Raw genomic sequence first — 23,872 nt, forward strand, 5'->3', positions numbered from 1 at the left:
AGGAAAGGTCATGGCTGAGAAGAAGATCACGATGGAGCTCATGTCCCTGGTGTTCTCCCTGCCGCAGCTCGTCGCCAAGGACGAGGGCTACTACGCGGAGGAGGGCCTGGAGGTGGAATTCGTGGCCAAGGGGTACGGCGAGCGCGGCGTCTCCTACCTCGACGACCACGAGCTGGTGAGCTCGTTCGGCACCACCAGGTCCAACTTCGAGACCGGCGGCGCCAACCTCTACCGGGCCTGCGAATGGGGACAGATCCGGCGCTCGCACGACTCGCAGGTCGGTGGCCGGGTGGTCGGCAAGCGCTCGGCGGTCGGCAGTCAGGCCATCGTCACCAGGCCGGGCGCCCCGGAGGTGCACCCCCAGGACCTGGCAGGCAAGCCGGTCGCGGTGAACTTCCACCACGGCTCCCACTACCTGGCCCTGCAGGCGCTGGAAGGCTTCCTGCCGCGCGAGGAGATCAAGGTCGTGCACGCCGGCGGGCCGCAGCGGCGGTTCGAGGCGCTGCGTGACGGCGAGGTGGTCGCCGCGGCCCTGATGGAGCCGTGGATCACCGTCGCGGAGAAGCAGGGATACCAGGTGCTGGCCGAGGCGTACTACATCGGCTCGGAGATCGCCGGTCCTGACGTGGACGAGGAGACGTTCCAGGCGCTGAACAGGGCCGTGACCAAGGCCGTGCGCAAGCTGAACGAAGACCCCCGCCCCTACCTGCACCACCTCATCGGCGAGGTGCCGGACGAGATCGGCAAGCCCGCTCCCGAGGACTTCCCGCGCGGGCGGCTGCGGTTCATCGACCCCGCCCCCTACCCCGAGGAGCAGTTCCGCCGCACCTACGACTGGATGGTGAGCTGGGGCCTGATCAAGGACGACTCGACCTTCGACGGCCTGGTCAGCAACCTGCCGATCGGGGTCTGACCTGCGCCTGTGGCCGCTGTACGTGGCCGGGGCGCTCGGGCCGTACTGCAGCACGATGGTCACGCCCATCGTGCACGAGGTCGCGTACGGGCTGGAGAGCACGCCGGAGGTCGTCGCCGGCGCGGTCACCGCGTACATGCTGCCGTTCGCGGCGCTCATGCTCGTGTCCGGGACGCTCGCGGAGCGGTGGGGCAGGGGCGCCACGATGCGGATCTCCCTGCTGGTCTCCGTCGTGGCCTGCGGGCTGTGCGCCCTGGCCCCGAACGCGGAGGCGTTCCTGGCGGCCCGCGCGTTGCAGGGGGCCACGAACGCGTTCACCACGCCCCTGCTGGTCGCGGCCATCACCGAGGCGGTTCCGAGGGAGCGGCTCGGACGGGCCATGGGGCTGTTCGCCGGGGCCCAGGCGGCGGGGCAGGCGCTGAGCCCGCTGGTCAGCGGCGTGTCCACGACACTCGACTGGCGGGCGGCCTTCCTGTTCCCCGCGCTCGCCGCCCTGCTGCTGGTCAAGGCGCTCGCCGCCGTACCGCCGCGCCAGGCATCAGGGCGGCCGTCGTGGCGGGCGCTGGCCAACCCCCGGCTGGCCGGCGCGTGCGCCCTGTCGTTCCTGTGCTACCTGGGCGCGGTGGGGCTCACCGTCCTGGCCACGCTGCGGGCTGAGGACGCGTTCGGCCTGGGACCGGCCGGCAGGGGAGTGGCCGGGGCGGCGTTCGGGGTGGCCGGGCTGCTCCTGGCGCCCGCCTGCGGACGCGGGCTCGACCGGCTCGGCCCGCACCGCCTGGCCGTGCTCGCCAACGGCGCCCTGATCTGCGGGCTGCTCCTGGCGGCGCTCGGCCCGTCGGTGGCGCTGCTGGTCGCGGGGGTGGCCACGGTCGGAGTGGCCGTGACGGCGATCCGTTCGGCGGTCAACGCGCTCGCCGCCACCAGCGCCCCCGGCAACCGTGGCGGCGCCGCGTCACTCGCCCTGTCCGCGCAGTTCTTCGGCGGTGCGCTCGCGCCCGTCCTGTGGGTCCCCTTGTACGAAGCCGCGCCACAACCCGGCTTCGCCGCCACCGCCCTCGCCCCGCTGGCCGCTCTCGCCCTGGCCCTCCTTCTTTCAAATCGGCGTGGCTGACGGCTTACATGAGCACCCGGAAGTGGTGGGGGCCGTCCCGCTCGGGTTGCCCGACCAGACCGAACTCCCACGCGAGGTACGCCTCCATGGCCGTCCGGGCGTTGTCCGTGCCCTCATACGGGCGCCGGTACTGGTCGGCCGGATCGACCGCGTAGCGTGCCGGGCCCGACTCCAGTGGCGCGGCGGCGCGCCAGGCCGCCATGTGCCCCGTGCGGGGAGCGTGCAAACGGGCACCGTAACGAACTGCGGGCAGGGAAAACGGCCGTGGTTGTGACAAATGACGTCCAGCTGAGGGCTGGGACTTGAAGTTCGGTGGCAGTATCGATGTCAACGACACGTGCGTGTGGGTCTGGCCACTTTCCAGAAAGTGGGCCCGACCCACTTTTGCATGGCCACGGACAATCGAGAGTGGGATGCCGCCGAGCCCGGTCACGACGGGATCGACCGAAAGCCGCTCGGCCATCTCGACCTCCAGGTAGAAAAATGTCCTTGCAGAGGTAGGCACCCAGGTCCGCCGCGGTGGTTTGCCGCTGGCCACACCTCGGCCTTCTACAGCGCGATGGCCTGCTCGTCCCGCTCCAGGGCGGGCCGGGGCGGCACCTGCACCGACCAGCCGTGGCGATGCAGCAGCTTGCCCAACCTGCAGGTCGGAGTAGTAGGGCGCCCCGGGCTCGAACCCGGCAACCTACGGATTGAAGTCCGCAGCCTTGTTCCTGTATGTCAAGACGTGCTGTTTTCTGTCGCACAGTGTCCATAACTGTCAGCGCAAATGTGTCGAATCCGGACGTTCATGAATGAAGCGCTGGCGGCGCTTTATATGTGAATGTCATGGATTTGATGCCGTGTGCCGCTGTTGGTTGCTCGGGCTGTGCCCTGCCGGTGCCGATGCTTTGACCAAAACCTGACCTATCGCGCTGTCCTAACTCGGCTCTTCTGGCCGGTATTTCAATAAGTGACAGGGATGAGTTCGTCCGCCGGATTGGGGGATCCGATGGTAACGGTACGGTCCAGCCGCTTCGCCGATCTCGATGCTGCGGTCCACGCCGGCTGAGGCGGTCGCCATGCGATCAGCGGGAGGTCGTCTGTGTGAGGCCGGCTCTCCGGCCGAGGTATGCAGTTGGCCGGCCCGGGCTCGGCCGGAACGTGCGCCGGGGCAATGTGACCAGCGGATATCGCTTGACACGGGCGGTGAAGGTGGGCGTCGATACCGACCGCCCCGGGCCAACCGGTGGCCCCGAAACATCCCCGCTACGGCCCCGCAACAGGCCTGTGCTGGCTGGCCGGGGCCGCCCTCCGGCCCGGGGCACGGCAATCCCCACCCCGGGGCTACCGGACGGCGACCCGCACGGTGATGGGCCGGGTACGCGATCCCGTACCGCACCGACGGCGCCCCACGGGGAGTGCGGGGATGGGGATCGCCGCACGAAAGTGCGACGTCGGGCGAACCGGCGACGCGAGGTCAGCGAACAAGAGGGAAGGCGCGACAGCGACGATGAACGGAACCACCTTCAAGACGTGTTCCTGCAAGGACGAGGCGACCGGCAAGAAACTGGGCAAGGCGTGTGCGAAGCTGCGCCGTCCGGGCGGCGGGGAGCGGTGGAGCAGCACTCACGGCCGGTGGGCCTACCAGCTGGAGCTGCCCGCGCACGCCGACGGGCGGCGCCGCAACCCGCTGCGCCGCCGCGGCTTCGCCACACTAGAAGAGGTCGAGGTCGAACTGGAGCACGCCCGCGCCCTGCTGGCATTGGATGAGGACCCGCACGTCCAGCGGAAGATCGCCGAGCTGATGTTGTCCATGCTCAAGGATGCCAAGGCGTTGCCGCCGGTGGAGGAGGTGCGGCGTAAGGTCCGTACCCGTCAGGATCTCAACCCCACCGTCACGGTCGCCGAATGGATGCAAGAGTTCCTGCGGCGCAAGCGGAAGATCGATGTCACCACCCGCCGCTCGTATGAGGCGCACATCCGCCTGTACTTCATTCCGTATCTGGGTGACATCCGGTTGGATCGTCTGCGGGTATCGGATGTTGGGGGCATGTTCGATGCGATCGAGGAGTTCAACGACGTCATCGCCACCGAACGCGCCAGCGGCGACCCGGCCCGCGTGGCCTCGGTCCGCTACCGGCGGCCAGTAGGCCCGGCCACCATGCACCGCATCCGCGCCACCCTGAGGCACGCCCTCAACATCGCGATCAAACAGGACCGGCTGATCGACTTCAACCCCGCCGCGGTCGTCGAACTCCCCGACGCCGACCGCCCCAAGGCACTGGTATGGACCGACGAGCGGGTCGCCGCCTGGAACCGCGACCTGCATGACCGACTGGCAGTGGAGGAGCGGCGGCGCGAGGCCTCGCTCAGCCGCGCCGCCACGATCAACGTGTACGCGTCCGTGCCGCGACCATCGCCGGTGATGGTGTGGACGCCCGCGCACACCTACACCTTCCTCGCCCAAGCGGCCACCCACCGGCTGTCCGCGCTCTATCGGCTGATCGCCCTGCGCGGGCTACGCCGGGGAGAAGCGGTCGGACTACGCTGGAAGGACGTCGACCTGAGCGCCGGGACCGCAGGCGTGCACTGGCAGATCACCCAGCTCGGTTGGGAGCCGGTGCAGGGCAAGCCCAAGACCGAGGCCAGCGACCGCACCATCGCCCTGGACGAGGACACCGTCACCGCGCTGCGCGTGCACCGCAAGCGCCAAGCCGCCGAACGGCTGGCCGCGGGCGAGGCCTGGACGAACAGCGGTTTCGTCTTCACCGACGAGATCGGCCGTCCGCTGCATCCCCAGCAGGTCAGCGACCAGTTCTACCAACTGGCCTTCCAGGTGGGGCTGCCGCCGGTGCGGCTGCACGATCTCCGCCATGGGGCTGCCTCGCTGATGCTCGCTGCCGGGGTCGATCTGAAGGTCGTGCAGGAGACGCTCGGTCACGTGTCTTCCACCTTCACCCGCGACACCTACACCAGCGTCTATCCGGAGGTGGCCCGCGCCGCCGCGGAATCCACCGCCGCCCTCGTCAACACCGCGGCCAGCAGCGCCCAGACAGCCCGGCTGATCACCCTGCCGACCCACACCTGAGGCACCACCACCTGAACCCTCAAATTTAGGCAGGCCCGCCGATCCTCCGGCGGGCCTGCCTGCTTGCCCTCAAGGGCTGGAGCACAGGTCCCGCAGCCACTCGATGCTGGGTTGGAACGGGCCGGGAGAGTGCCCGCGAGAAGCAGCGGATCTTTTATCTGCTGGTCTGGAACGCCTGGTGGACGAGATGAGCCGACTTGGACAAGACCTGACTGTGTATCAGGCCATTGCTGACCGGCGGTGCCGCGCATGTCTTCTGGCTTGATCTTCTGATGGTCGTCGCTGGGGTCTGAACTGACGATGACGTTCTAAATGATCTACCGCCGTACACGGTCCATACACAAGAGCAACCACCGAGCAACCAACCATGATCAACAACGAGATTCAAGGCCGGCGGAACCCAAGAAACCCCAGGTCGGACGCGGTATTGGTGAGTAGGGCGGGTGGGACTTGAACCCACGACCCACGGATTATGAGTCCGATGCTCTGACCGGCTGAGCTACCGCCCCTGGATGAAGTTGTGCGACGTGTGGCAGGCGGCGAAAGGATCATGCTGAGCCCGCGCAAGCTAAGGGTAGAGCATGGGACCCCGTCATGGTGCCCGGCCGAAGGAGAAGACAGGTCTCCGCCGACATCATTCCATGCCTGACGGGGTTGTTGGAGACCTGGTCGATCATATTCGGCCTCGGGCGCGGGTGTAGGCAGGAATCCAAGGGGATCAAGGCTGGGGTGTTCTTCGGGGGAAGGGAGGGAAAGGCGGTCGGGGATGGTGTTGGCGCGGGTTGTAGGTGTGGCGGCGAGTATGGGTGGGTGGGTGGGGGCCCGCACTCGCCGCCCTGGTTTTGTTTAGGGGGAAGGAAGAAGAGGGGTTATGGGCGGTTCAGGCCCAGTGTGTATGAACCGGATCCGCTGTAGGCGTGCACGCGGTAGCGGTAGTACCCCGCCGAACCGTTGTAACTGATGGTCTCGTCAGGGTTGGGGCTGTCGCCGCTGGCCACTACGGACCAGGACGAGCCGTTCCACCTCTGCAGGTACACGTCGAAGTCCACGCCGCTGGGCCCGTCCAGGCATACCGCGTGGTTGCCCGAGACCGTCGCCTGGTAGTAGGAGCCGTTTGGCTGGTACTGGCTCTGGTTTGAGGTGAGGGAGCCGGTGTAGGTCTCCTCGTAGCCCTGGCAGCCGGTTGGTGGAGGGTCGGTGCCGCCGGCCGTGACGAGGGTCAGGCCGCCTGCGGAGAGGATTTCGCCGATGGGCTGGAAGTACGTGGTGCCGCCGGACGTGCAGTTGCCCGAGCCGCCCGAGGTCATGCCCTGGGCCTGGTCGCCCGAGATGAACGAGCCGCCCGAGTCGCCGCCTTCCGCGCACACGTTGGTACGCGTCAGGCCCGAGACCGTGCCCTCCGGGTAGTTGACGGTGGAGTTGAGTGCCTGGACGGTGCCGCAGTGCCATTGGGTGGTGGAGCCCGAGCGGCAGATCGAGCCCTGGGGCTGGGTGGCGGTCGAGCCGCGGACGGGCAGGATGCCGGCGCTGTAGCCGTTCACCACGCCGGGTGCCGTCCAGTTGGAGTTCACGGCCACCCAGGCGTAGTCGTTGCCGGGGAACGAGGAGATCTGCACCGTGCCCTGGGCGACGCGGTTGAAGCCGGTCGTGGTGATGCCGTTGGCGCCGCAGTGGCCGGCGGTGGTGAAGCCGAGTTGGGTGCCGCGCCTGGCCGCGAAGCCGATCGAGCAGCGGTAGCCCTCCGAGGTGTAGTACGCGTCCCCGCCCCGGATCTCGTAGAGCAGGCGCGGGCGTTCGGCCGAAGCCTCGTACTTCACGGCGGAGGCGTCCATGCCGCTGGTGGCGACCCAGGCGCGGGCCGACTTCTCGTCGCTGGTGAGCACGACGACGGAGTTGTCCCGCGGCGAGACGGCCCAGCTGTGTACCGAGGACGGTGGGGCGGTCCGGTCGAGGCCCTCCTTGACCGTGGTGAGCTGGGCCAGCGAGCGCGGGACTATGCGGGCTTGTGCGCCGGTGGCGGTGATCGCGCCCGTGTCGGCGGCGTTGACGCTGGCCACGACGAGCGTGCTGCGCGCGCCCTCGTACCAGGTTCCGGCATAGCGGTCGCCGAGCCTCTTGCTCAGCGCCGGTGCGGCGGCGTTGCCGCGCGCCTCGTTGGCCAGACGGCCGAGCGCCTGATCCTTCGTGATGCCGAGGTCGCGCTGCAGGGCGTCGACCACGCCAGGAGGCACGCTTGAAGGCGGTTTGGCGACGGCCGGGGTGGCCGTCACGAGTAACGCGCCGATCGCGATCGCGATCAGCGCCGGGGTTCGGAGCATGTGCATCTCCTCGCTGCTGGGGGGTGCCGTCACGGTAACGGCGGCCCTCGCGCGGGAGGAGTACTACTTTGCCCCTATCACCGTGTTATGGAGCGGTGCCATAACCCGGGTTTCGCACCAGCCAGTCGTAGTAGACGGGACAGCGGCGTACGGCCTCCATGTGGGCCTGTTTGGCCTGCCCCACCACCCAGGCGGCGTCGGGGGCGGTCGGGTGGCGGCCGAGGAGTTGCCGCCAGCGCAGCGGCGCTCCGACGAGTGGCACCATGACCAGGCCCTGGGCCGACTGGTGAGTGGCCTGGCAGAGCACGACGGCCCGGCCGACCTGCGCGAGGTGGGTGCAGGTCGGTACGTCGGTCTCGTAGATCGTGCCGGGCGTGAACCCGGCCCGCGCGCACGCCATCGCGAAGCAGTCCGCGAAACAGCCGTCGCCCGGCGTCACCGCCCACTGTTCCGTGGCCAGGTCGGCCAGCTCCACCTCCTTCTCCTTGGCGACCGGATGATCATCTCCGACCAGGCAGAAGACGGGGTCGAGGCTGATCGTCTCCCAGACGAGCGTGCCGGTGGGGGTGCCGGAGTCGCCGCAGGCGCCGGTCAGCACGTAGTCGAGGCGGCCGAGCTCGACCATGCTGGTCAGCTCGTGGGTCGACCACGACGTGTACGTGCTGACCGTGCGCTCCGCGGCGAGCCGGTCGACCAGGCCGCCGAGTATCGGCCCGTTGGTGGCGCCGATGCGGAAGCCGGGGGAGGGGGCGTGAGCGAAACGTACGGCCTCATCCTGCAGTTCTTTGGCTGCGGGGAGGAGTACCCGTGCCCTGGCGAGCACGAGTTCGCCGAGGCGGGTGGGCCTGGCGCCGTGGCGGTCACGCTCGAAGAGGGCGCCACCGAGCACCCTCTCGATGCGTTTGAGCTGTGCGGTCAGGGCCGGTTGTGCCAGCCCGAGCAGGGACGCGGCCTTGCTCACACTTCCCGCGTCCGCGACCGCACGGACGATCCTGAGGTGCCTGAGCTCGAGGTCCATAACGGGAAGGTAAGGCGACGATCTCTTACAAACAATGCCTAAATGTCAGGAATTGTGACAGATATTGTTCGGGGGTTCCTGGGGTAGGGGGAGCTCATGACGACGATGGGAATAGACGCCGCCCAGCTCAGCGACGATGATCTGGTACGCGAGCTGCGCCATCTGCACACCACCCGGAGCGATACTTTTTTCCACGGGTCGGACGACGCTCTGGAGCGGCACACCTCCAGGACGGGCGAGCTCGAGGCCGAGTACCTGCGCCGCTACCCCGACCGTGAGGTCGATCCTCTCCGGCTGAGGGAGGGGGCGAGGCAGCGGTCATGACCGATCATCACGATGTGCAGGCCATGTCGGACGTGGACATCCACGTGTACGAGGCCGTGGCCTCCCAGACCGTCGAGTCGGGCGGCGCCGGGATCGAGGGTCTGGTGCGGGCTTCGGGGCTGAGCGAGGAAGAGCTGCGGGTCAGCCTGTCCAGGCTGGTGGAGCAGGGGTACGTGGTGCCGCTCGGCGATGGGTACGGGCTCGGTCCGCACACGTTCGAGGTCGAGCGTTAGGGGCCAAAGGTCCTGACGCCCGGCATCTGACAGGGCGCGGAGGGTGTCAGGGGTCTGACAGGGCGCGGATAGTGTCAGGGGTCTGACAGCGCTCGGAGGACGGCTGCCTGTTCCGCCGTGATGCCCTCGGCCCGTCGGTCGGACGCCTCCCCGGGTGTGAACCCGGCCGCGCACCAGGCCGCCACCTCTCCCAGGGGCACCGCGCCCCACCAGGCGGCCATGAGCTCCACGGCGGGCAGCCCGGTGCGCGCCGCCTCCCCAGCGGTGAACCCGAGGGCCAGGAAAACCCTGGCGTCCCCCTGATCCACCCGCCGCCGCGCCCATGGCTCGGCGCCGGCGCCGTCCCACCCGGCATCGGCGTAGGTACGGGCCACGCCGGCGGGCACCCCTGCCCGCAGCAGCCACCGCAACGTCTCCGCCACCCGGGATCCGGGCTCGCCCTCGGAACGCGAGAGGGTCGGGCGGGCAGGTCGCGGGAGGCGGCGCCGGTGCTCGCCGGTCAGGCGGGTCAGCCATGGGACGTGGTGCGGGTGCTCGCCGGTCAGGCGGGTCAGCCATGGGACGTGGTGCGGGTGCTCGCCGGTCAGGCGGGTCAGCCATGAGACGCGGTGCGGGTGTTCGCCGGCCAGGTGCCTGTGGGCCGCGTCGTGCGGGGCCACGCCGAGTTCGTGCCAGCGCACCGCCTCGCGCGGTGTCATGCCGGCCCGCTGCCAGGCGATCACCGTGGACGGGGTGGCCCCGGCGGTGATCCAGAGGCGGGCGTCGGCGGGGGCCGGCACGCCTGCCTCGCGCCAGGCCGCCGCCTGCTCCGGGGTGAACCCGGCCGACCGCCAGCGTCGTATCTCGCCCTGGGTGAGGCCCGAATCATCCCATCCCGTCATGGCTGGCGCACCGTGCCCGCCCGATCCGGTGCGTCATGACCGTCCTCGAATAGGCGCACCGTGCTCGCCCAGCCGGGCGCGTCGTGGTCGTCGCCGAACAGGCAGACCACCACGTACGGGCGGGGCCGCCGGTCCGGCCAGGGTGTGTCGCCGTCGGTCAGGACCACCAGCAGGTCGGCGCCGGTGGCCTGGGCCGCCGTGAAGCCGGGCCGCAGGTCCGTGCCGCCGCCGCCCACCAGCTCGACGTGGGCCGCCGACCGTACCCGCTGGGCCGGGTACGCCCGCGTGTCGCAGCAGATCACCTCCGCCCAGCGGCTCCCGGCGGCCCGCAGCACGCCGTCCAGCTCGCTCAGGGCCTGGTCGAGTGCGGTACGGCCGATGCTGCCCGAGGTGTCGACCAGGACGGTGACGCGGGGAAGCGGGCGGATGAGGGCGGGCAGGACGATGGACGGCGCGGCGGCGGACCGCCTGGACGGGCGGCTGTAGCTGTAGTCCACCCGGCCGGCGGCCCGCGACAGACCCCTTCTGACCAGCCGCGCGAGCCTGGCCCGCCAGTTCACCTCGGGGTGCAGTGCGGACTGCGCCCAGCGTTGCCAGCCGCCGGGGGCCGTACCTCTGGCCTGGATGTCGGCGGCGACGGCGCGGGCCAGCAGTTCGCGCTCCAGTTCGGTCGTCGCGGCGGGGCCGGTGAACGGGGGGCGGGCGCAGGGCCGCAGGTGGGGTGGGGGGTCGATGAGGTCGAGCAGGGCGGCGTACCGTTCGGCGAGCAGGCCGTCCGGCAGGCCCAAAGTCTCGGGGGAGATCGCGTCGGCGGGGGCGTCATCAAGGTCGTCGTTCACCTCGGCGTCGGCGGCGCGGACCCAGCGCTCGACGTCCGTGTGCGCGCTGTCCGGCGGCGGCTCGCCGACGTGAGGTGCGTACGGCCTGGCGCGGGCGTGGTGGTCGCGTAGCAGGTGGCTCACGTGGTGCAGCAACCACCAGCCGAGCTCGGGGACGGGGGCGGCGGCGGTGGCCTCCGGGTTCAGGTGCACGTTCCAGTGTTCGTCGGCGGACGGGCGGGGCGGGGCGTCCTCGTGGATGAGGGCGGTCAGGGCGAACAGGGCCGAGGTGAGGTACGGCGCCCGCGTCGCGGCCCACAGTCGTGCGCCCGCGAAGTTCTCCTCGGCCGCGTTCATGGCATCAGCCCGGCGGCGCGCAGGATCGTTCATGGCATCAGCCCGGCGGCGCGCAGGATCGTTCATGGCATCAGCCCGGCGGCGCGCAGGATCGGGGCCAGTTCCAGGACGGCCGGCGGCAGGGTGGCGCCGTGCGGCCGCCGGGCGGCGAGCGAGCGGGCCGCACTGGCCGCGACGTCGGGGGCACGCCGGGCGACCCGGCCGATCACCGTCCAGGCCCGCTGCCAGGCGTCCGCGCTCCCGTCGGCGGCCACGTGCGCCACCACCGAACCGAGCACGGCGTGCACCCGGTCCACCCGGTCGGGCAGCGGTGCGGTGGGGTCGGCGAGCAGGGTGGCCGGGTCGGGCAGGTCCAGGTCCCGCAGCCAGGACAGCAGCTCGAACCCGGCGGCCTCGCCGACCGCGCCGATCACCAGCTCGGCCCGCACCCGCTCCGACCAGGGGGCGTCCGCGGGAGTGCGGGCCAGGGCGATGGCCGCCAGCTCCCACGTGCGAGGGCTGGGCCAGGCACGCGCGGGTCCGTCCGGCACCGCCACCACCAACTCGGGCCGCACCCGCAAGAACGCCCCCACCAGCGCCCGCGCCGCCGCCTCGCCCCCAGCTCCCACCGGCCCGCGAGCCTGCGCCGCCGCCTCGCGTCCAGCTTCCACCAACGTCTGGGCGAGCCCCGCCGCGCCGTCTTCGGTTTCCGCGAGCGGGTGGGCCGGCGTCGGGAACCCGCCGATGAAGCCCTCCGCCACCGACTCCGCGCTCACCTTCCAGTCCAGGTGAACGAGCCGGTTGGCCAGCGGCACCGACAGATCCCACCCATCGGCCGCCTGCTCGGGCGGGTTGGCCGCCGCCACGATCCGCACGGCCGGCGGCAGCGCCAGGTCACCCACCGCCCGCTCCAGCACCACCCGCAACATCGCGGCCTGTACGGCGGGCGGCGCGGTGGTCAGCTCGTCCAGGAACAGGATCCCGGCCCCGGCGGAGGCCGGCCGCTCGGCCCAGCGCGGCGGCGCGAACCAGGTCCCCCCGTCACGCAGCACCGGCAGCCCGGCGAAGTCGCTCGGCTCCCTGATCGAGCCCACCACGACCTCCACCGGCAGCCCGAGCCGCGCCCCGAGCGCCAGCACGGCCGACGTCTTCCCGGTCCCGGGCGCTCCCCACAGGACCACCGGCAGGTTCGCCGCCACCGCCACGGACAACGCGTCCACGAAATCCCCTCGCGTCAACTTTGATTGACCCATCTAGGGTCAACGTAGGTTGACGCGAGGTGGAATGTCAAACCCGGTTGATCCGCGCCCACACCAGGAACGCGCCGCCGAACACGGCCATCGCCAGGCCCGTCCACAAATTGATCGCATCGCCCACGGCCCCGGCCACGATCAGGATCACGCCGTACACCAGGAACAGCCCGCCGATCACCATGCGGATGTCACTCACAAGATCACCCCGTACGCCAAAGCCGCCAGAACGAGCGCGCCGACACCGAGCAGCAGCGGCGAGCGGTACCACCGCGAGTCCCCGGCCAGCGCGTCGTCCTCCAGGTTCACGTCGCTGAGCCCGTACACGAGCCCGCGCAGCTCCTCCACCGGTTTCGCCGTGGTGACCAGCGTGACCACCACGGACACGATCACGTCCACGGCGAAGGCCACGCCCGCGCCCCAGAAGCTCGCGTTCAGCTCGGTGCCGAAGTCCAAGACGCCCATCTTGTAGGAGATGTAGCAGACGAAGGCGGCCAGCGTGCCGGACAGCAGCCCCCAGAAGCCCGCCCACGGCGTCATCCGCCGCCAGAACAACCCGATGATGAACGTCGCGAACAGCGGCGCGTTGAAGAACGAGAACAGCGCCTGCAGGTAGTTCATGATGTTGGAGTAGCCGGCCGCGATGAACGCCGTCCCGACCCCCATCGCCACGCCCGCCACGGTCGCGATCCGGCCCACCCGCAGGTAGTAGCCGTCGTCGCGGTCCTTGCGCACGTGCGCCTGCCAGATGTCGTTGGTGAACACCGTGTTGAACCCGCTGATGTTCGCCGCCATCCCGGCCATGAACGAGGCCAGCAGCCCGGTCACCGCGACCCCCAGCACCCCGTTCGGCAGCAGGTCGCGCATCAGCAGCGGGATCGCGTTGTTGTAGTCCTGCCCGCCCGCGCCCCAGTCGCTGAAGAGCACCAGGGCGATCATCCCCGGCAGCACCGTGACCAGCGGAATGAAGATCTTCGGGTACGCGGCGATGATCGGCGTCAGCCGGGCCGCGTTGGTGTTCCTGGCCGACAGGGCCCGCTGAACCTCGGCGAAGTTCGTGGTCCAGTAGCCGAACGACAACACGAAGCCGAGCCCGAACACGATGCCGATCCAGTGCGCCTGCATCGGGTTGTCGCCGGCCGTGCCCGCCCAGGTGTGCAGGCCGCCCTCGCCGAGCGGGCTCTGCCGTACCTTCTCGAACAGGCCGGAGATCCCGCCCACCTTCATCAGCCCCAGCACCGTCAGGGGGATCAGGCCGGCGAGGATGACGAAGAACTGCAGGACCTCGTTGTAGATCGCCGAGGAGAGCCCGCCGAGCGTGATGTAGGACAGCACGATCACCGCCGAGACCACCACCGAGACCGGCAGCGGCCAGCCCATCAGCGCCTCCATGACCAGGGCCAGCGCGTAGAGGTTGACGCCCGCGATGAGGATCTGCGCGACGGCGAAGGTGATCGCGTTCAGCAGCTGCGTGGCCCCGTTGAAGCGCCTGCGCAGGAACTCGGGCACGCTGCGGACCTTCGAGCGGTAGTAGAACGGCATCATGACGATGCCGAGGAACACCATCGCCGGGACCGCGCCGATCCAGTAGTAGTGCACGGTCATCGCGCCGTACTGGACGCCGTTCGCCGCCATGCCGAGGATCTCGATCGCGCCCAGGTTGGCCGACACGAACGCCAGTCCGGTGATCCAGGGTGGCAGCCCGCGCCCGGCCAGGAAGAAGTCCAGGCTGGAGCTGATCCGTTTTCGCGCCGCGAAGCCGATGCCGAGCACGGTGACGAAGTAGATCGCGATGAGGGAGTAGTCGAGGAGGTTCACGTCGAGACGCACGGCGAACCGGCTACCCAAGGTGGACCCCCCTATGCGGTCCGCCGTAATGTCAACAGGTGGACGTCGCCGACCTGAGCCCCGCGCAGGCGCGGGAGCGTTTCCGCACCGGTGAGCGGGTGCCCACCGCGGGCTGGTGCAGGGGCTGGACGCAGGCCAACCTCATCGCCGTGCCCGCGGCGCTGAGGTACGAGCTGCTGCTGTTCGCCCATCGCAATCCCCAGGCGTGCCCGGTGCTCGACGTGGGCGAGCCGGGAGCCTGGTCAACCGAGCTGTTCTCCGGTGACCTGCGTACGGACCTGCCGGGCTACCGCCTCTACCGGCACGGCACGGCGATCGCCGACCTGAGTGAGGTGACGGCGCAGTGGCGCGAGGACCTGGTGCCGTTCCTCATCGGCTGCAGCTTCACCTTCGAGCGCGCCCTGCTGGCCGCCGGGGTGCCGGTGCGGCATCTGGAACTGCGCACGAACGTGCCGATGTACGTCACCGACGTGCCCTGCGAGTCCACCGGCAACCTGGCGGGGCCGCTGGTCGTGTCGATGCGGCCGGTGCCCCGGGAGCTGGTGGACACCGCCGTCGAGGTGAGCGGCCGGTACCCGCTGGTGCACGGCGCGCCCGTGCACGTCGGCGACCCCGCCGGGATCGGGATCGGCGACCTGGACCGCCCGGACTACGGCGATCCCGTGCAGGTGCGGGAGGGGGAGGTGCCGCTGTTCTGGGCGTGCGGGATGACGCCGCACCAGGCGGTGCTGGCCAGCGGCGTGGAGTACGCGATCGGCCACCTGCCCGGCCACATGGCGATCATGGACGTCCGCGACGACCACTATCGAGTGACTTAACGAGATATTTCGCCGTATAGGTGGACGCTTCGGTCAGCTCGGCCGGGGTGCCCTCGAACATCACCATGCCCCCGTGCCGGCCCGCCTCCGGCCCCAGGTCGATCACCCAGTCGGCGTGCTTGACCACGGCGAGGTCATGCTCGATCACGATCACCGTGTTGCCCTCCGCCACCAGCCGGTCGAGCAGGCCCAGCAGCGTGTCCACGTCCGCCATGTGCAGCCCGGTGGTCGGCTCGTCGAACACGTACACCCTGCCCTGCTCGCGCAGCCGGTGCGCCAGCTTCAGCCGCTGCCGCTCCCCGCCCGACAACGTGCTCAGCGGCTGCCCCAGCGTCAGGTAGCCGAGCCCCAGCCCGCCCAGCCGCGCCACGCCGGGCAACTCGAACGCCGCCGCCGCCTCGTCCGCCGTCATCGCCAGCACGTCCGCGATCGTCCGCCCGCCCACGGTGTACGACAGCGCCTCCGCGCTGTACCTGCTGCCCTCGCACGCCTCGCACACCCGCGTCACCGGATCCATGAACGCCAGGTCCGTCTTGATCTCGCCCCGCCCCTTGCACACCGGGCACGCCCCGGCCGAGTTGAAGCTGAACATCCCCGGCGCGACCCCATGGGCCTCGGCGAACAGCCTGCGCAGCGGATCCATCGCGTTCAGGTACGTCGCGGGCGTGGACCGGACCGAGGTGGCGATGGCCGACTGGTCGATCAGCACGGTCTCCGGATGCCGGGCCACCAGCTCCTGCCGCATCAGCGTGCTCTTGCCCGACCCGGCCACCCCGGTGACGGCGGTCAGCACGCCCAGCGGCACACGTACGGTGACGTCGCGCAGGTTGTGGGCGTTCGCGCCCGCCACGGTCAGCCAGCCGGCCGGCTCGCGCACCCGCTCCTTGAGCCCCACCACGCGCCGCAACATGCGCCCGGTCGGCGTGTCGCCGGCGCTCAGCCCGGCCACCGTGCCCTCGAACACCACGTGCCCGCCCTCGGCCCCCGCGCCGGGCCCCAGGTCCACGATGTGGTCGGCCAGCTCGATCAGGTCGCGGTCGTGCTCGACGACCAGCACCGTGTTGCCCTTGTCGCGCAGCTCCACCAGCAGGTCGCCGAGGCGGTGCACGTCGCGCGGGTGCAGGCCGGCGCTGGGCTCGTCGAAGATGTAGATCATGCCGGTCAGGCCGCTGCCCAGGTTGCGCACGGTCTTGAGCCGCTGCGCCTCGCCGCCCGACAGCGTCGGCGTCTCACGGGCGAGGCTGAGGTAGCCGAGCCCGATGGCCTCGATCCTGCGCAGCGACTCCACGGCGGCCCGCGCCACCGGGTCGTCGAGGCGGTCCAGCACCTCGATCAGGTCGGTGACCTCCATCCCGCAGTGGTCGGCGAGGTTGCGCCCGTCGATCCTGGAGGCCAGTGCGGCGGCGTTGAGCCGGGCTCCGCCGCAGGTCCCGCAGACGCTCTCGCGCACGTACGGGCGGGCCTCCTCATCCAGGCGCTCCCTGGCCCGCTTGAGGTGCAGCCGGTCGAACCGGGTCACCACGCCCTCGTAGGTGTTGTCGTATTTGCCCCGTCTGACCTTGAACCCGCTCCCGTACAGCAGCAGCTCCCGCTCCTTGGCGGTGAAGTCGCGCAGCGGCTTGTCCGGGTCGAACAGCCCCGAGGTCGCGTAGATCTGCCAGGCCGCCGAGCCGATCGGGTGCAGGGCGAGCGCGCCCTGGTTGAGTGAGAGGTCCGGGTCGGTCAGTTTGTCCGGGTCCACCTCGACGGTCCTGCCCAGGCCGTCGCAGCCGGGGCACATGCCCTGCGGGTCGTTGAAGCTGTAGGCGGTCGCCGGGCCCGCCGACGGCTCGCCGCGCCGCGAGAACAGCACCCGCAACTGCGCGTGGATCTCGGTCATCGTGCCCACGGTCGAGCGCGCCCCGCCGCCGACCGGCTTCTGGTCCACGACCACGGCGGCCGTCAGGTTCGCCATGCGCTCGGCCCTGGGGCGCTCCTGCTTGGGCAGCCGGTTGCGGACGAAGGCGCTGAAGGTCTCGGCGAGTTGCCGCTGCGACTCGGCCGCGATCGTGCCAAACACGATGGACGACTTCCCCGAGCCCGACACGCCGGTGAACACCGTCAGCCGCTCCTTGGGCAGGCGCAGCGACACGTTCTTGAGGTTGTTCTGCCGCAGTCCGGTCAGCTCGATGTCGCGCGACACGATTCGCACCCCCATAGCTTTGGCTACTAATATTAGCTTAAGCTATGGTGCATGGAAGATATTCCCGACCGCAGGGCACGCCGCAACGCCGAGACGAAGGCCGAGATCCTCGGCATCGCGCTCGACGTCATGGCGGAGGAAGGGGTGGCCGGGCTGAGCATGGCGACCGTGGCCAGGCGGCTGGGCGTGCGGCCGCCCTCGTTGTACAAGTACTTCGCCTCGCGGCACGCGGTCTACGACGCGCTGTTCAAGCGGGGGCAGGAGGGCTACCTGGCCGCCGTCGGGACGCCGGGCGAGGAGGGGCTGCGCGGGGTGGGGGCCTCGCTGGAGGCCGGAGCTCGGTGGATCATGGACAACCAGGTGCTGGCGCAACTGCTGTTCTGGCGGCCGGTGCCCGGATTCACCCCTTCGCCCGAGTCGTACGCGCCCGCCCAGGACATCCACCGGCACTTCGCCGCGCTGATCGGGCAGGCCGTCGAACGCGGCGAGCTGCATCCGGACGCCGCCGGCGAGGAGGGCCTCGACCTGGTGGCCAGCCTCATCTCGGGGGCGATCACCCAGCAACTCGCCAACCAGCCGGGCGTCACCTACGAACAGGGCCGCTTCACCCGGCTCGTTCCCCGCCTGTCGGCCGTGTTCGCGGCGGTATACCCGCCGCCGTGAGCTGCCCCCCGACCGGCGGCGCGCCCCGCCGGTTGTCGATCTCCAGGTACGGTACGGCCGGAGGCTCGGCCACCCGGATGTTGACCAGGTAGTCCTCGAACGCCGCCAGCTTCCCCGCGTCCCGCTCCAGCCCTCTGGCCAGCAGGCGCTCGCGCAGCGTCGGCCCGTCGGAGCGTACCCACACCAGCCGCACCGGCGGCCCGCCCAGCTCCGCCAGCCACGCCCGCCACCGGGCCGCGTCGTGCACCTGCGTGGTGAACGGGCCGTCCAGCATGACCGGGCAGCCGTGCCCGCGGATCTGCCTGGCGAGCCTGGTCAGGCCGCCGTACTCGTGGTGTTTGACGTGCTCGTCATACCACAGGCCCTCGCGCTCGCCGTCCGGCCTGCCATGGGCGCGCAGCACCTCGGTCACGATGCCGCCGTACACGGTGTCCTTGTCGAGCAGGGCGGGCACGGGGTCCAGGCGGGCCAGCAGTTCGGCCGCGACCGTCGACTTTCCCGCCCCCGGCGGCCCGCTGATCACCCAGAGATCACTCATCCCACGGACAATATGGCAGGCCGCGTCCGGCGGTCTGCCATAGGTCGTGGCGCCCGCGCCACGCCTACGCGGATTTGCGTATGGCGGTGCCTCGGCTCAGCGGACGACCCCGGCACTTGCGGCGAGCAGACTCCTTTCCCATGCTGACCGTTCTGACCAGGGTGTTCCGGGCGCCGGAGCTACGCGGGAAACTGCTGTTCACCCTTGGCATCATCGTGCTGTTCCGGCTGGGACAGCTCATGCCCGCGCCGGGCGTGGACGTGGTGGCCGTGCGTCAATGCGTGGGATCCGCCAGCGGCGGCCTCTTCGACATGGTGCAGATGCTCAGCGGGGGCGCGATGCTGCAACTGTCGGTGTTCGCGCTCGGCGTGATGCCGTACATCACGGCCAGCATCATCATGCAGCTCCTCGCCGTGGTGATCCCCAGGCTGGACGCGCTGCGCAAGGAAGGGCAGGGCGGGCAGACCAAGATCACCCAGTACACCCGCTACGCGACCGTCGGCCTGGCCGTCATGAACGCCGGCACGGTCGTCGCGCTGGCCCGCGGCGGGCAACTCCTGCCCGGCTGCGCCCGGCCGCTGCTGCGGGACGACGGGCTGCTCAGCGTGACCGTGATCGTGCTGACCATGGTGGCGGGGGCCTGCGCGGTCATGTGGATGGGCGAGCTGATCACCGAGCGGGGGATCGGCAACGGCATGTCGCTGCTGATCTTCACGCAGGTCGTGGCCGTCTTCCCGTCGTACCTGTCGAGGATCTTCGTGCTCAGCCCGGTGAGCTTCGTGGTGATGATCGTGGCCGGGCTGTTCCTGGTGGCCGCCGTGGTGTTCGTGGAGCAGGCGCAGCGGCGGGTGCCGGTGCAGTACGCCAAGCGCATGGTGGGGCAGCGGACGTACGGGGGCAAGAGCACGTACATCCCCCTCAAGGTGAACCAGGCCGGGATCGTGCCCGTCATCTTCACCTCCTCCCTGCTCTACCTGCCGTCGGTGGCGGCGCCCCTGCTGGGCCCCGAGGCCCGCACCTGGGTGGAGCTCAACCTCACCTCGGGCACGCACCCGCTCTACATGACGGTGTACGTGCTGCTCATCGCCGCCTTCGCCTACTTCTACGTGTCGATCACCTTCAATCCGGAGGAGGTGGCGGACGGTCTGCGCAAGTACGGGGGATTCGTCCCCGGGATCCGGCCGGGACGGCCGACCGCGCAGTACCTGGCGTACGTGCTGAGCCGCCTGACCGCCTCGGGAGCGGTGTACCTGGCGGTGCTGGCGTTGTTGCCGCTGGTGGCGGTCGCGATACTCAAGGATCCGGGTACGCAGCAGAACTTCCCGTTCGGCGGGACCAGCGTGCTGATCATGGTCATGGTCGGGCTGGACACCATGAAGCAGATCGAGGCCCAGCTGCAGCAGCGCAACTACGAGGGCTTCCTGAAGAAGTTCTGAACACCTCAGGCGGGGAGCGCGAGGCCGGCCCGCATGGCGAACACCACGAGCTGCGCCCTGTCCCTGGCGTGCAGTTTGACCATGGCGCGGCTGACGTGGGTGCGCACGGTGTCGGGGCTGATCGTCAGCTCCGCGGCGATCTCCTCGTTCGACCTGCCGGTGGCCACCCACGCCACCAGCTCCCGCTCGCGCGGCGTCAGCGTCTCGACGCCCTCGACCGGCCCCTCGACGGGCCCCGCGCCGTGCCGTCCGAACAGGCCGATGACCTTCCTGGTGATCGCGGGGGAGAGCAGCGCCTCACCGGCTGCCACCACGCGTACGGCGTTGACCAGCTCGTCGGGGGCGCTGTCCTTGAGCAGGAAGCCGCTGGCTCCGGCCTGAAGGGCGGCGAAGACGTACTCGTCCATGGCGAACGTCGTCACCACCACGATGCGGGTGCCTCGCAGGTCGGGGTCGCCCGCGATGGCCCTCAGGGCGGCCAGGCCGTCCATGCCGGGCATGCGGATGTCGAGCAGCAGGACGTCGGGGTGGGTACGCCGGATCAGCGTCAGCGCCGCCTGCCCGTCGGCCGCCTCGCCGACGAACTCCATACCGGGCTCCCGCTCCAGCAACGCCCGCAACCCCATCCGCACAACCGCCTGATCGTCGGCGACGGCGACCCTGATCGCGGGTTCTGCGGGGAGGTGGCCGGTGTCGGTCGCGCCGGGTTCCATGGGGAGGTGGCGGTCGGCGTCAGTGGTGCTGGGCTTCGCGGGGAGGTGGCGGTCGGCATTAGTGGCGCTGGGCTTCGCGGGGAGGTGGCCGGTGTCGCTCATGCCGTGTCTCGTGGGAACGTGGCGATGACGCGGAAGCCGCCGCCGTCCCGGGGGCCGGCCGTGAAGTGGCCGCCCGCCTGGGTCACCTTGGCGCGCATGCCGCTCAGCCCGCGTCCTTCGCCCGTGCCCGTCCATCCGATGCCCCGGTCGGCCACCTCGACCACGAACCGGCGCGCGTCCGCGGCGTCCGTGCGTACCAGTGCCCTGGTCGGGCCCGCGTGCCGCAGCACGTTGGTGAGGGACTCGCGCACCACGCCGTAGACGGCTCCCCGCAGCTGGGCCGGTACGGTGAAGTCCGCTGGCTCGACGTCCACGGGCAGGCCCGCCGCCCGGACACCCGCGATCAGGCCGCGCAGGTCGCCGGCCGGCGGATCGATGCCGTCGAGGGCCGCCCTGAGGTGGGCCAGCGCCGTCGTGCTGGTCTCCTTGATCGCCCGCAGCGAGGCACGCGCCTGCTCGGGGTCGTCGTCCAGCGTGACGAGCGCGAGCCCGGCCTGCATCGCGATGGCGGCCAGCCCGTGCCCGGCGGCATCGTGCACCTCCCCGGCGATCCTGGCCCGCTCCAGCGCCACAAACCCGGCGTCCGGCTCCGCAGCCAAGACGGACGGCTCCGCGGCCAAGACGGACGGGTTCGCGGCCAACGTTGTGGCGTCCTCGGGTCCGCGGCGGACCGTCGTGAGCGGGACGGTGCGGGCCGCGGGAATGCCCCACGCCGCACCATCCGCCACCACGCCGTCACCCGGCGAGGCGGCGTTCCCCGGTCGCCACCCGTCGGCCGCGCTGTCGAGCGGTGCGGCGCCGTTTCCGGGTCGCCGTTCGTTCGGCGAGGCGTCGTTTCCGGAGGGCCATCCGTCCGGCGCCACGGCATGCCCACCCGCCTGGCTGGGCGGCTCCTGCGTCATGGCGGGGGTCTGGACGGGGGGCAGTTGGGCCTCGGCGGCTGCTGCGGCGGCGGCGCGGGCCTGGGCGAGGCCGCTGAACGACCACGGCACGGCCAGCCAGCCCGCCCACGCCAGCATCACCACGACCGGCACGTCACCCAGCCGGCTAAGGCGCGACAGCGCGGCTCGCGACCCAGCGAGCGACCCGGTGAGCGGCCCGGTGAGCGGCCCGGTGAGCGGCCCGGTGAGCGGCTCAGCGCGTGGCGTGACGCGTGGCCCAGCGAGCGGCCCGGAGTGTGGCGCGGTGAGCGGCTCAGAGCGTGGTTCGGTGAGCGGGTCTGGGCGTGGTGCGGTGGGCGGTTTGCGGCGGCGCCAGGTTCGCCGCGTGTCCTCGGTCGCCATCCCCCACCCGCTCAGGCTCGTGTGGTACCGATCCTAGCGAGCTTTCAAAGGTTCCGGCTCTCCCGCGGCCCGTCCAGCCCCCAAGAAATGATCTTGCTGGGCGTGATCCGGATGACCTCCCGCGAGAAGTACGGCACGGGCGGCTCATGATCCATCAGCGCCTGCGCCGTGCCCCGGATCTCGATGCCCCGCGCCACCCAAGGATCGACCGAGGCCAGATCGTCGATGACGAGCGCGACCGTGCTGCCGCGCTGAATGTTCCTGAACTTCTTGGACACCCCCAGCGCGTGCCCGCCGATCACGATGGTGCCGCCGTCCACGAAGAAGCCGACCGGGTTGTTCTGCACCTGCCCGTCAGGCGCGACCGTGGCCAGGCGGCCGAGCCGCTGACCGCCGAGGTAGTCCAGTTCCGCTGGTGTGAAGGTCATGCGGGCCAGTCTGCAACCTTGACATTGGTGGAGGTCAAGGAGAAATCAGGACAGGCCCTCGGTCAGCCAGCGCAGCGGGTTGTCGTGGGTGACCAGGCGGATGACGTCCTCGCCCAGGTCCGCCTCGCGCAGGCGCGGCAGCAGCGCCTCGAACAGGTGGCCGTACCCGGGCCCGTCGTACCTGCGGAGCTGGGCCACCCGGCTCACGCCCGTGCTGATCAGCAGGCGGTCGGCGTGGCCGTCCTCGATGAGGCCGAGCGCGATCCTGGCCGCCTGGTCGGGGCCGAGGCCCAGCAGGCCCAGGCTCACGTACGCGCCCGCCTCGGCGATCTTCCTGGCGGCGCCCAGATCGGTGCCCGTGTACCCGACGGCCACCCGCGAGCCCGGCAGGTTCTGGCCGAGCAGGATCTCCAGCAGCGCCAGGCCGTTCCTGCCGTGCGTGGCGACGGGCAGGCGCGTACGCAGGGAGGCGCGGGCGGCGGCGAGCAGGCAGCGCTCCTCGCGGGCCGTGGGCTCGGCGCCCCAGGAGCCGACCTCGCCGATCACACCGGGGAACACGCCCGTCCCGTCCACGCCGTTGAGTATCTCCTCCATCAGCCGGCCGGTGAGCGTGTCCACGTCCTGTTCGCCGACGTCCGTGAACGGCTCGGCGAACAGGCCGGTCGAGGCGATCACCGGCACCCGGCTGCCGGCCGCGACGCGGGCCAGCGCGGAGGCGTCCCGGCCCATGCCCATGCAGGTCAGGTCGACCGCGAGCCCGAGCCGGTGCTCGGACTGGCGCAGCTCGCGCAGTTCGGCGGTTACGCTGGTCTCCTCGTCGAGCCAGCGGTGCGGGTCGGAGTCGATGCCGACCGCCCAGCGCATGTCCGTGCGCAGGTGCTCGTGGGGGAGTACGACGCCGTCGATGGCGGCCGCGCGTACGGGGCCGGTGACGGTACGGAGCAGGACTTCGGGCATAGCAGACATTAACCGATGATTGCCGTATCAAGGCTGATCAGGCAGGAAATTTTACCGGATGTAGCGTTTGATAGTTTGCTAGTCGTCTGCAAGTGGCGGCGTTCGCCGCGCCGTATCCTGGGGTGCAAACCGACTGCCGGGGGGCATTGTGCAGCTTCAGAACTCCGACACCGGCGATGCCGACGTGATCAAGGAGAAGGCCGCGGAGGATTCCGACATGCCCGCGCGCCGTACGGGGATTCACGGCTGGCTGGACGGCGTCAGGTCCACGCGCACGGGCGCGCTGACGTTGAAGATCGTGATCGGTCTGCTCGGGGGCCTCATCGTGGCGGCGGGCCTGATCATGGTGCCGTTTCCCGGGCCGGGCTGGGCCGTGGTCTTCGTCGGGCTCGGCATTCTCGCGCTGGAGTTCGAGAAGGCGCGGAAGGTCCTGGAGTTCGGCAAGGACACGCTGCGCGCCTGGACCAGGTGGTACAAGCGGCAGGGCTGGATCGTCCGCATCATCGTGCTCATCATCACGGTGGCCGCCGCCAGCGTGATCGTCTATTTCGGGCTGCTCACGCTCGGCATCGACGTCATCGCGATCGCGCAACGCTTCATCTAGGCCCCGGCGGTCACCGGGGCCGGGCATG

Annotated in this window: 24 protein-coding genes and 1 tRNA gene; 9 read left to right on the forward strand and 16 right to left on the reverse strand. The window is 70.5% G+C overall.

The window, feature by feature from the left end; genetic code table 11:
• Positions 1-10: 10 nt before the first annotated feature.
• Together AB0I81_RS20760 and AB0I81_RS20765 are read left to right on the forward strand one after the other, a co-directional pair.
• Positions 11-913 (forward strand): hypothetical protein, encoded by a 903-nt coding sequence (locus AB0I81_RS20760; RefSeq protein ID WP_360658876.1) that lies wholly within the window; start codon positions 11-13, stop codon positions 911-913.
• A gap of 22 nt (positions 914-935) precedes the next feature.
• A complete protein-coding gene (locus AB0I81_RS20765; protein ID WP_360658878.1) occupies positions 936-2,024 on the forward strand; it encodes an MFS transporter in 1,089 nt (362 codons plus the stop codon).
• A gap of 4 nt (positions 2,025-2,028) precedes the next feature.
• Here the strand turns inward: AB0I81_RS20765 and AB0I81_RS20770 are convergent, their stop codons facing one another.
• Both AB0I81_RS20770 and AB0I81_RS20775 read right to left on the reverse strand, forming a co-directional pair.
• Positions 2,029-2,250, reverse strand: a complete 222-nt coding sequence (locus tag AB0I81_RS20770) for a hypothetical protein (protein ID WP_360658880.1) — start codon at positions 2,248-2,250, stop codon at positions 2,029-2,031.
• 323 nt (positions 2,251-2,573) lie between these two features.
• Positions 2,574-2,663 carry a winged helix-turn-helix domain-containing protein gene (locus AB0I81_RS20775; RefSeq protein WP_360658882.1) on the reverse strand — a complete coding sequence of 30 codons (90 nt, stop codon included), beginning with the start codon at positions 2,661-2,663 and terminating at the stop codon, positions 2,574-2,576.
• An 853-nt stretch (positions 2,664-3,516) separates the two neighbouring features.
• Between AB0I81_RS20775 and AB0I81_RS20780 the strand changes: the two genes are divergently transcribed.
• Positions 3,517-5,094, forward strand: a complete 1,578-nt coding sequence (locus AB0I81_RS20780) for a tyrosine-type recombinase/integrase (RefSeq protein WP_360658884.1) — start codon at positions 3,517-3,519, stop codon at positions 5,092-5,094.
• A 435-nt stretch (positions 5,095-5,529) separates the two neighbouring features.
• Here the strand turns inward: AB0I81_RS20780 and AB0I81_RS20785 are convergent.
• The 3 genes from AB0I81_RS20785 to AB0I81_RS20795 all read right to left on the reverse strand — a co-directional run bounded on the left by AB0I81_RS20785 (position 5,530) and on the right by AB0I81_RS20795 (position 8,430).
• Positions 5,530-5,603, reverse strand: a tRNA-Ile gene (locus AB0I81_RS20785).
• Positions 5,604-5,963: 360 nt separating this feature from the next.
• A complete protein-coding gene (locus tag AB0I81_RS20790; RefSeq protein WP_360658886.1) occupies positions 5,964-7,412 on the reverse strand; it encodes a S1 family peptidase in 1,449 nt (482 codons plus the stop codon).
• An 85-nt stretch (positions 7,413-7,497) separates the two neighbouring features.
• Positions 7,498-8,430 carry a LysR family transcriptional regulator gene (locus AB0I81_RS20795; RefSeq protein WP_360658887.1) on the reverse strand — a complete coding sequence of 311 codons (933 nt, stop codon included), beginning with the start codon at positions 8,428-8,430 and terminating at the stop codon, positions 7,498-7,500.
• A gap of 96 nt (positions 8,431-8,526) precedes the next feature.
• Here AB0I81_RS20795 and AB0I81_RS20800 point away from each other — a divergent pair, with 96 nt between their 5' ends.
• Both AB0I81_RS20800 and AB0I81_RS20805 read left to right on the forward strand, forming a co-directional pair.
• Positions 8,527-8,754, forward strand: coding sequence for a DUF6158 family protein (locus AB0I81_RS20800; RefSeq protein WP_360658889.1), 228 nt, complete (start codon positions 8,527-8,529; stop codon positions 8,752-8,754).
• A complete protein-coding gene (locus AB0I81_RS20805; protein ID WP_360658891.1) occupies positions 8,751-8,987 on the forward strand; it encodes a hypothetical protein in 237 nt (78 codons plus the stop codon). Before AB0I81_RS20800 ends, AB0I81_RS20805 begins: the two co-directional genes overlap by 4 nt.
• Before the next feature lie 74 nt (positions 8,988-9,061).
• On the opposite strand, the gene AB0I81_RS20810 is transcribed toward AB0I81_RS20805, so the two are convergent.
• From AB0I81_RS20810 to AB0I81_RS20830, 5 genes are all read right to left on the reverse strand, one after another.
• Complete coding sequence (locus tag AB0I81_RS20810; RefSeq protein ID WP_360658893.1) at positions 9,062-9,868, reverse strand: hypothetical protein; 807 nt, start codon at positions 9,866-9,868, stop codon at positions 9,062-9,064.
• Positions 9,865-11,076, reverse strand: a complete 1,212-nt coding sequence (locus AB0I81_RS20815) for a VWA-like domain-containing protein (RefSeq protein ID WP_360658895.1) — start codon at positions 11,074-11,076, stop codon at positions 9,865-9,867. The genes AB0I81_RS20810 and AB0I81_RS20815 overlap by 4 nt, the downstream gene beginning before the upstream one ends.
• 29 nt (positions 11,077-11,105) lie before the next feature.
• Entirely contained in the window at positions 11,106-12,242 is a 1,137-nt protein-coding gene (locus AB0I81_RS20820) for a MoxR family ATPase (protein WP_360658897.1), read from the reverse strand.
• 67 nt (positions 12,243-12,309) lie between these two features.
• Complete coding sequence (locus AB0I81_RS20825) at positions 12,310-12,471, reverse strand: hypothetical protein (protein WP_360658899.1); 162 nt, start codon at positions 12,469-12,471, stop codon at positions 12,310-12,312.
• Entirely contained in the window at positions 12,468-14,102 is a 1,635-nt protein-coding gene (locus tag AB0I81_RS20830) for a sodium:solute symporter family protein (protein ID WP_360658901.1), read from the reverse strand. Before AB0I81_RS20830 ends, AB0I81_RS20825 begins: the two co-directional genes overlap by 4 nt.
• A gap of 56 nt (positions 14,103-14,158) precedes the next feature.
• On the opposite strand from AB0I81_RS20830, the gene AB0I81_RS20835 reads away from it, so the two are divergent.
• Complete coding sequence (locus AB0I81_RS20835) at positions 14,159-14,938, forward strand: putative hydro-lyase (protein WP_360658903.1); 780 nt, start codon at positions 14,159-14,161, stop codon at positions 14,936-14,938.
• Here AB0I81_RS20835 and AB0I81_RS20840 read toward each other — a convergent pair.
• Entirely contained in the window at positions 14,901-17,120 is a 2,220-nt protein-coding gene (locus tag AB0I81_RS20840; protein ID WP_360658905.1) for an excinuclease ABC subunit UvrA, read from the reverse strand. The two genes, AB0I81_RS20835 and AB0I81_RS20840, sit on opposite strands and share 38 nt — an antisense overlap.
• Positions 17,121-17,171: 51 nt before the next feature.
• On the opposite strand from AB0I81_RS20840, the gene AB0I81_RS20845 reads away from it, so the two are divergent.
• Positions 17,172-17,783 (forward strand): TetR/AcrR family transcriptional regulator, encoded by a 612-nt coding sequence (locus tag AB0I81_RS20845; protein WP_360658907.1) that lies wholly within the window; start codon positions 17,172-17,174, stop codon positions 17,781-17,783.
• Here AB0I81_RS20845 and AB0I81_RS20850 read toward each other — a convergent pair.
• Positions 17,725-18,321 (reverse strand): ATP-binding protein, encoded by a 597-nt coding sequence (locus AB0I81_RS20850; protein WP_360658909.1) that lies wholly within the window; start codon positions 18,319-18,321, stop codon positions 17,725-17,727. The genes AB0I81_RS20845 and AB0I81_RS20850 overlap by 59 nt on opposite strands.
• 140 nt (positions 18,322-18,461) lie before the next feature.
• On the opposite strand from AB0I81_RS20850, the gene secY reads away from it, so the two are divergent.
• Positions 18,462-19,757, forward strand: coding sequence for a preprotein translocase subunit SecY (gene secY, locus AB0I81_RS20855; RefSeq protein WP_360658911.1), 1,296 nt, complete (start codon positions 18,462-18,464; stop codon positions 19,755-19,757).
• Between the two features lie 5 nt (positions 19,758-19,762).
• Here secY and AB0I81_RS20860 read toward each other — a convergent pair whose 3' ends face one another.
• From AB0I81_RS20860 to AB0I81_RS20875, 4 genes are all read right to left on the reverse strand, one after another.
• Complete coding sequence (locus tag AB0I81_RS20860; protein WP_360659786.1) at positions 19,763-20,470, reverse strand: response regulator transcription factor; 708 nt, start codon at positions 20,468-20,470, stop codon at positions 19,763-19,765.
• A 98-nt stretch (positions 20,471-20,568) separates the two neighbouring features.
• Positions 20,569-21,606 carry a histidine kinase gene (locus AB0I81_RS20865; RefSeq protein ID WP_360658913.1) on the reverse strand — a complete coding sequence of 346 codons (1,038 nt, stop codon included), beginning with the start codon at positions 21,604-21,606 and terminating at the stop codon, positions 20,569-20,571.
• A gap of 293 nt (positions 21,607-21,899) precedes the next feature.
• Positions 21,900-22,283, reverse strand: a complete 384-nt coding sequence (locus AB0I81_RS20870) for a PPOX class F420-dependent oxidoreductase (protein WP_360658915.1) — start codon at positions 22,281-22,283, stop codon at positions 21,900-21,902.
• A gap of 45 nt (positions 22,284-22,328) precedes the next feature.
• Positions 22,329-23,240: an aryldialkylphosphatase gene (locus AB0I81_RS20875; RefSeq protein ID WP_360658916.1), complete on the reverse strand. Its 912-nt coding sequence runs from the start codon at positions 23,238-23,240 to the stop codon at positions 22,329-22,331.
• 148 nt (positions 23,241-23,388) lie between these two features.
• On the opposite strand from AB0I81_RS20875, the gene AB0I81_RS20880 reads away from it, so the two are divergent.
• Positions 23,389-23,844: a TIGR02611 family protein gene (locus AB0I81_RS20880; RefSeq protein WP_360658918.1), complete on the forward strand. Its 456-nt coding sequence runs from the start codon at positions 23,389-23,391 to the stop codon at positions 23,842-23,844.
• Positions 23,845-23,872 lie beyond the last annotated feature (28 nt).

The organism is Nonomuraea sp. NPDC050404 (assembly GCF_040655495.1).
Lineage (GTDB): Bacteria > Actinomycetota > Actinomycetes > Streptosporangiales > Streptosporangiaceae > Nonomuraea.

Coding starts and splice junctions, on each gene's coding strand:
- AB0I81_RS20760 (WP_360658876.1), top strand. CDS start 11: ATGGCTGAGAAGAAGATCACGATGGAGCTCATGTCCCTGGTGTTCTCC.
- AB0I81_RS20780 (WP_360658884.1), top strand. CDS start 3,517: ATGAACGGAACCACCTTCAAGACGTGTTCCTGCAAGGACGAGGCGACC.
- AB0I81_RS20790 (WP_360658886.1), bottom strand. CDS start 7,412: ATGCTCCGAACCCCGGCGCTGATCGCGATCGCGATCGGCGCGTTACTC.
- AB0I81_RS20795 (WP_360658887.1), bottom strand. CDS start 8,430: ATGGACCTCGAGCTCAGGCACCTCAGGATCGTCCGTGCGGTCGCGGAC.
- AB0I81_RS20800 (WP_360658889.1), top strand. CDS start 8,527: ATGACGACGATGGGAATAGACGCCGCCCAGCTCAGCGACGATGATCTG.
- AB0I81_RS20805 (WP_360658891.1), top strand. CDS start 8,751: ATGACCGATCATCACGATGTGCAGGCCATGTCGGACGTGGACATCCAC.
- AB0I81_RS20810 (WP_360658893.1), bottom strand. CDS start 9,868: ATGACGGGATGGGATGATTCGGGCCTCACCCAGGGCGAGATACGACGC.
- AB0I81_RS20815 (WP_360658895.1), bottom strand. CDS start 11,076: ATGAACGATCCTGCGCGCCGCCGGGCTGATGCCATGAACGCGGCCGAG.
- AB0I81_RS20845 (WP_360658907.1), top strand. CDS start 17,172: ATGGAAGATATTCCCGACCGCAGGGCACGCCGCAACGCCGAGACGAAG.
- AB0I81_RS20850 (WP_360658909.1), bottom strand. CDS start 18,321: ATGAGTGATCTCTGGGTGATCAGCGGGCCGCCGGGGGCGGGAAAGTCG.
- secY (WP_360658911.1), top strand. CDS start 18,462: ATGCTGACCGTTCTGACCAGGGTGTTCCGGGCGCCGGAGCTACGCGGG.
- AB0I81_RS20860 (WP_360659786.1), bottom strand. CDS start 20,470: ATGGAACCCGGCGCGACCGACACCGGCCACCTCCCCGCAGAACCCGCG.
- AB0I81_RS20870 (WP_360658915.1), bottom strand. CDS start 22,283: ATGACCTTCACACCAGCGGAACTGGACTACCTCGGCGGTCAGCGGCTC.
- AB0I81_RS20875 (WP_360658916.1), bottom strand. CDS start 23,240: ATGCCCGAAGTCCTGCTCCGTACCGTCACCGGCCCCGTACGCGCGGCC.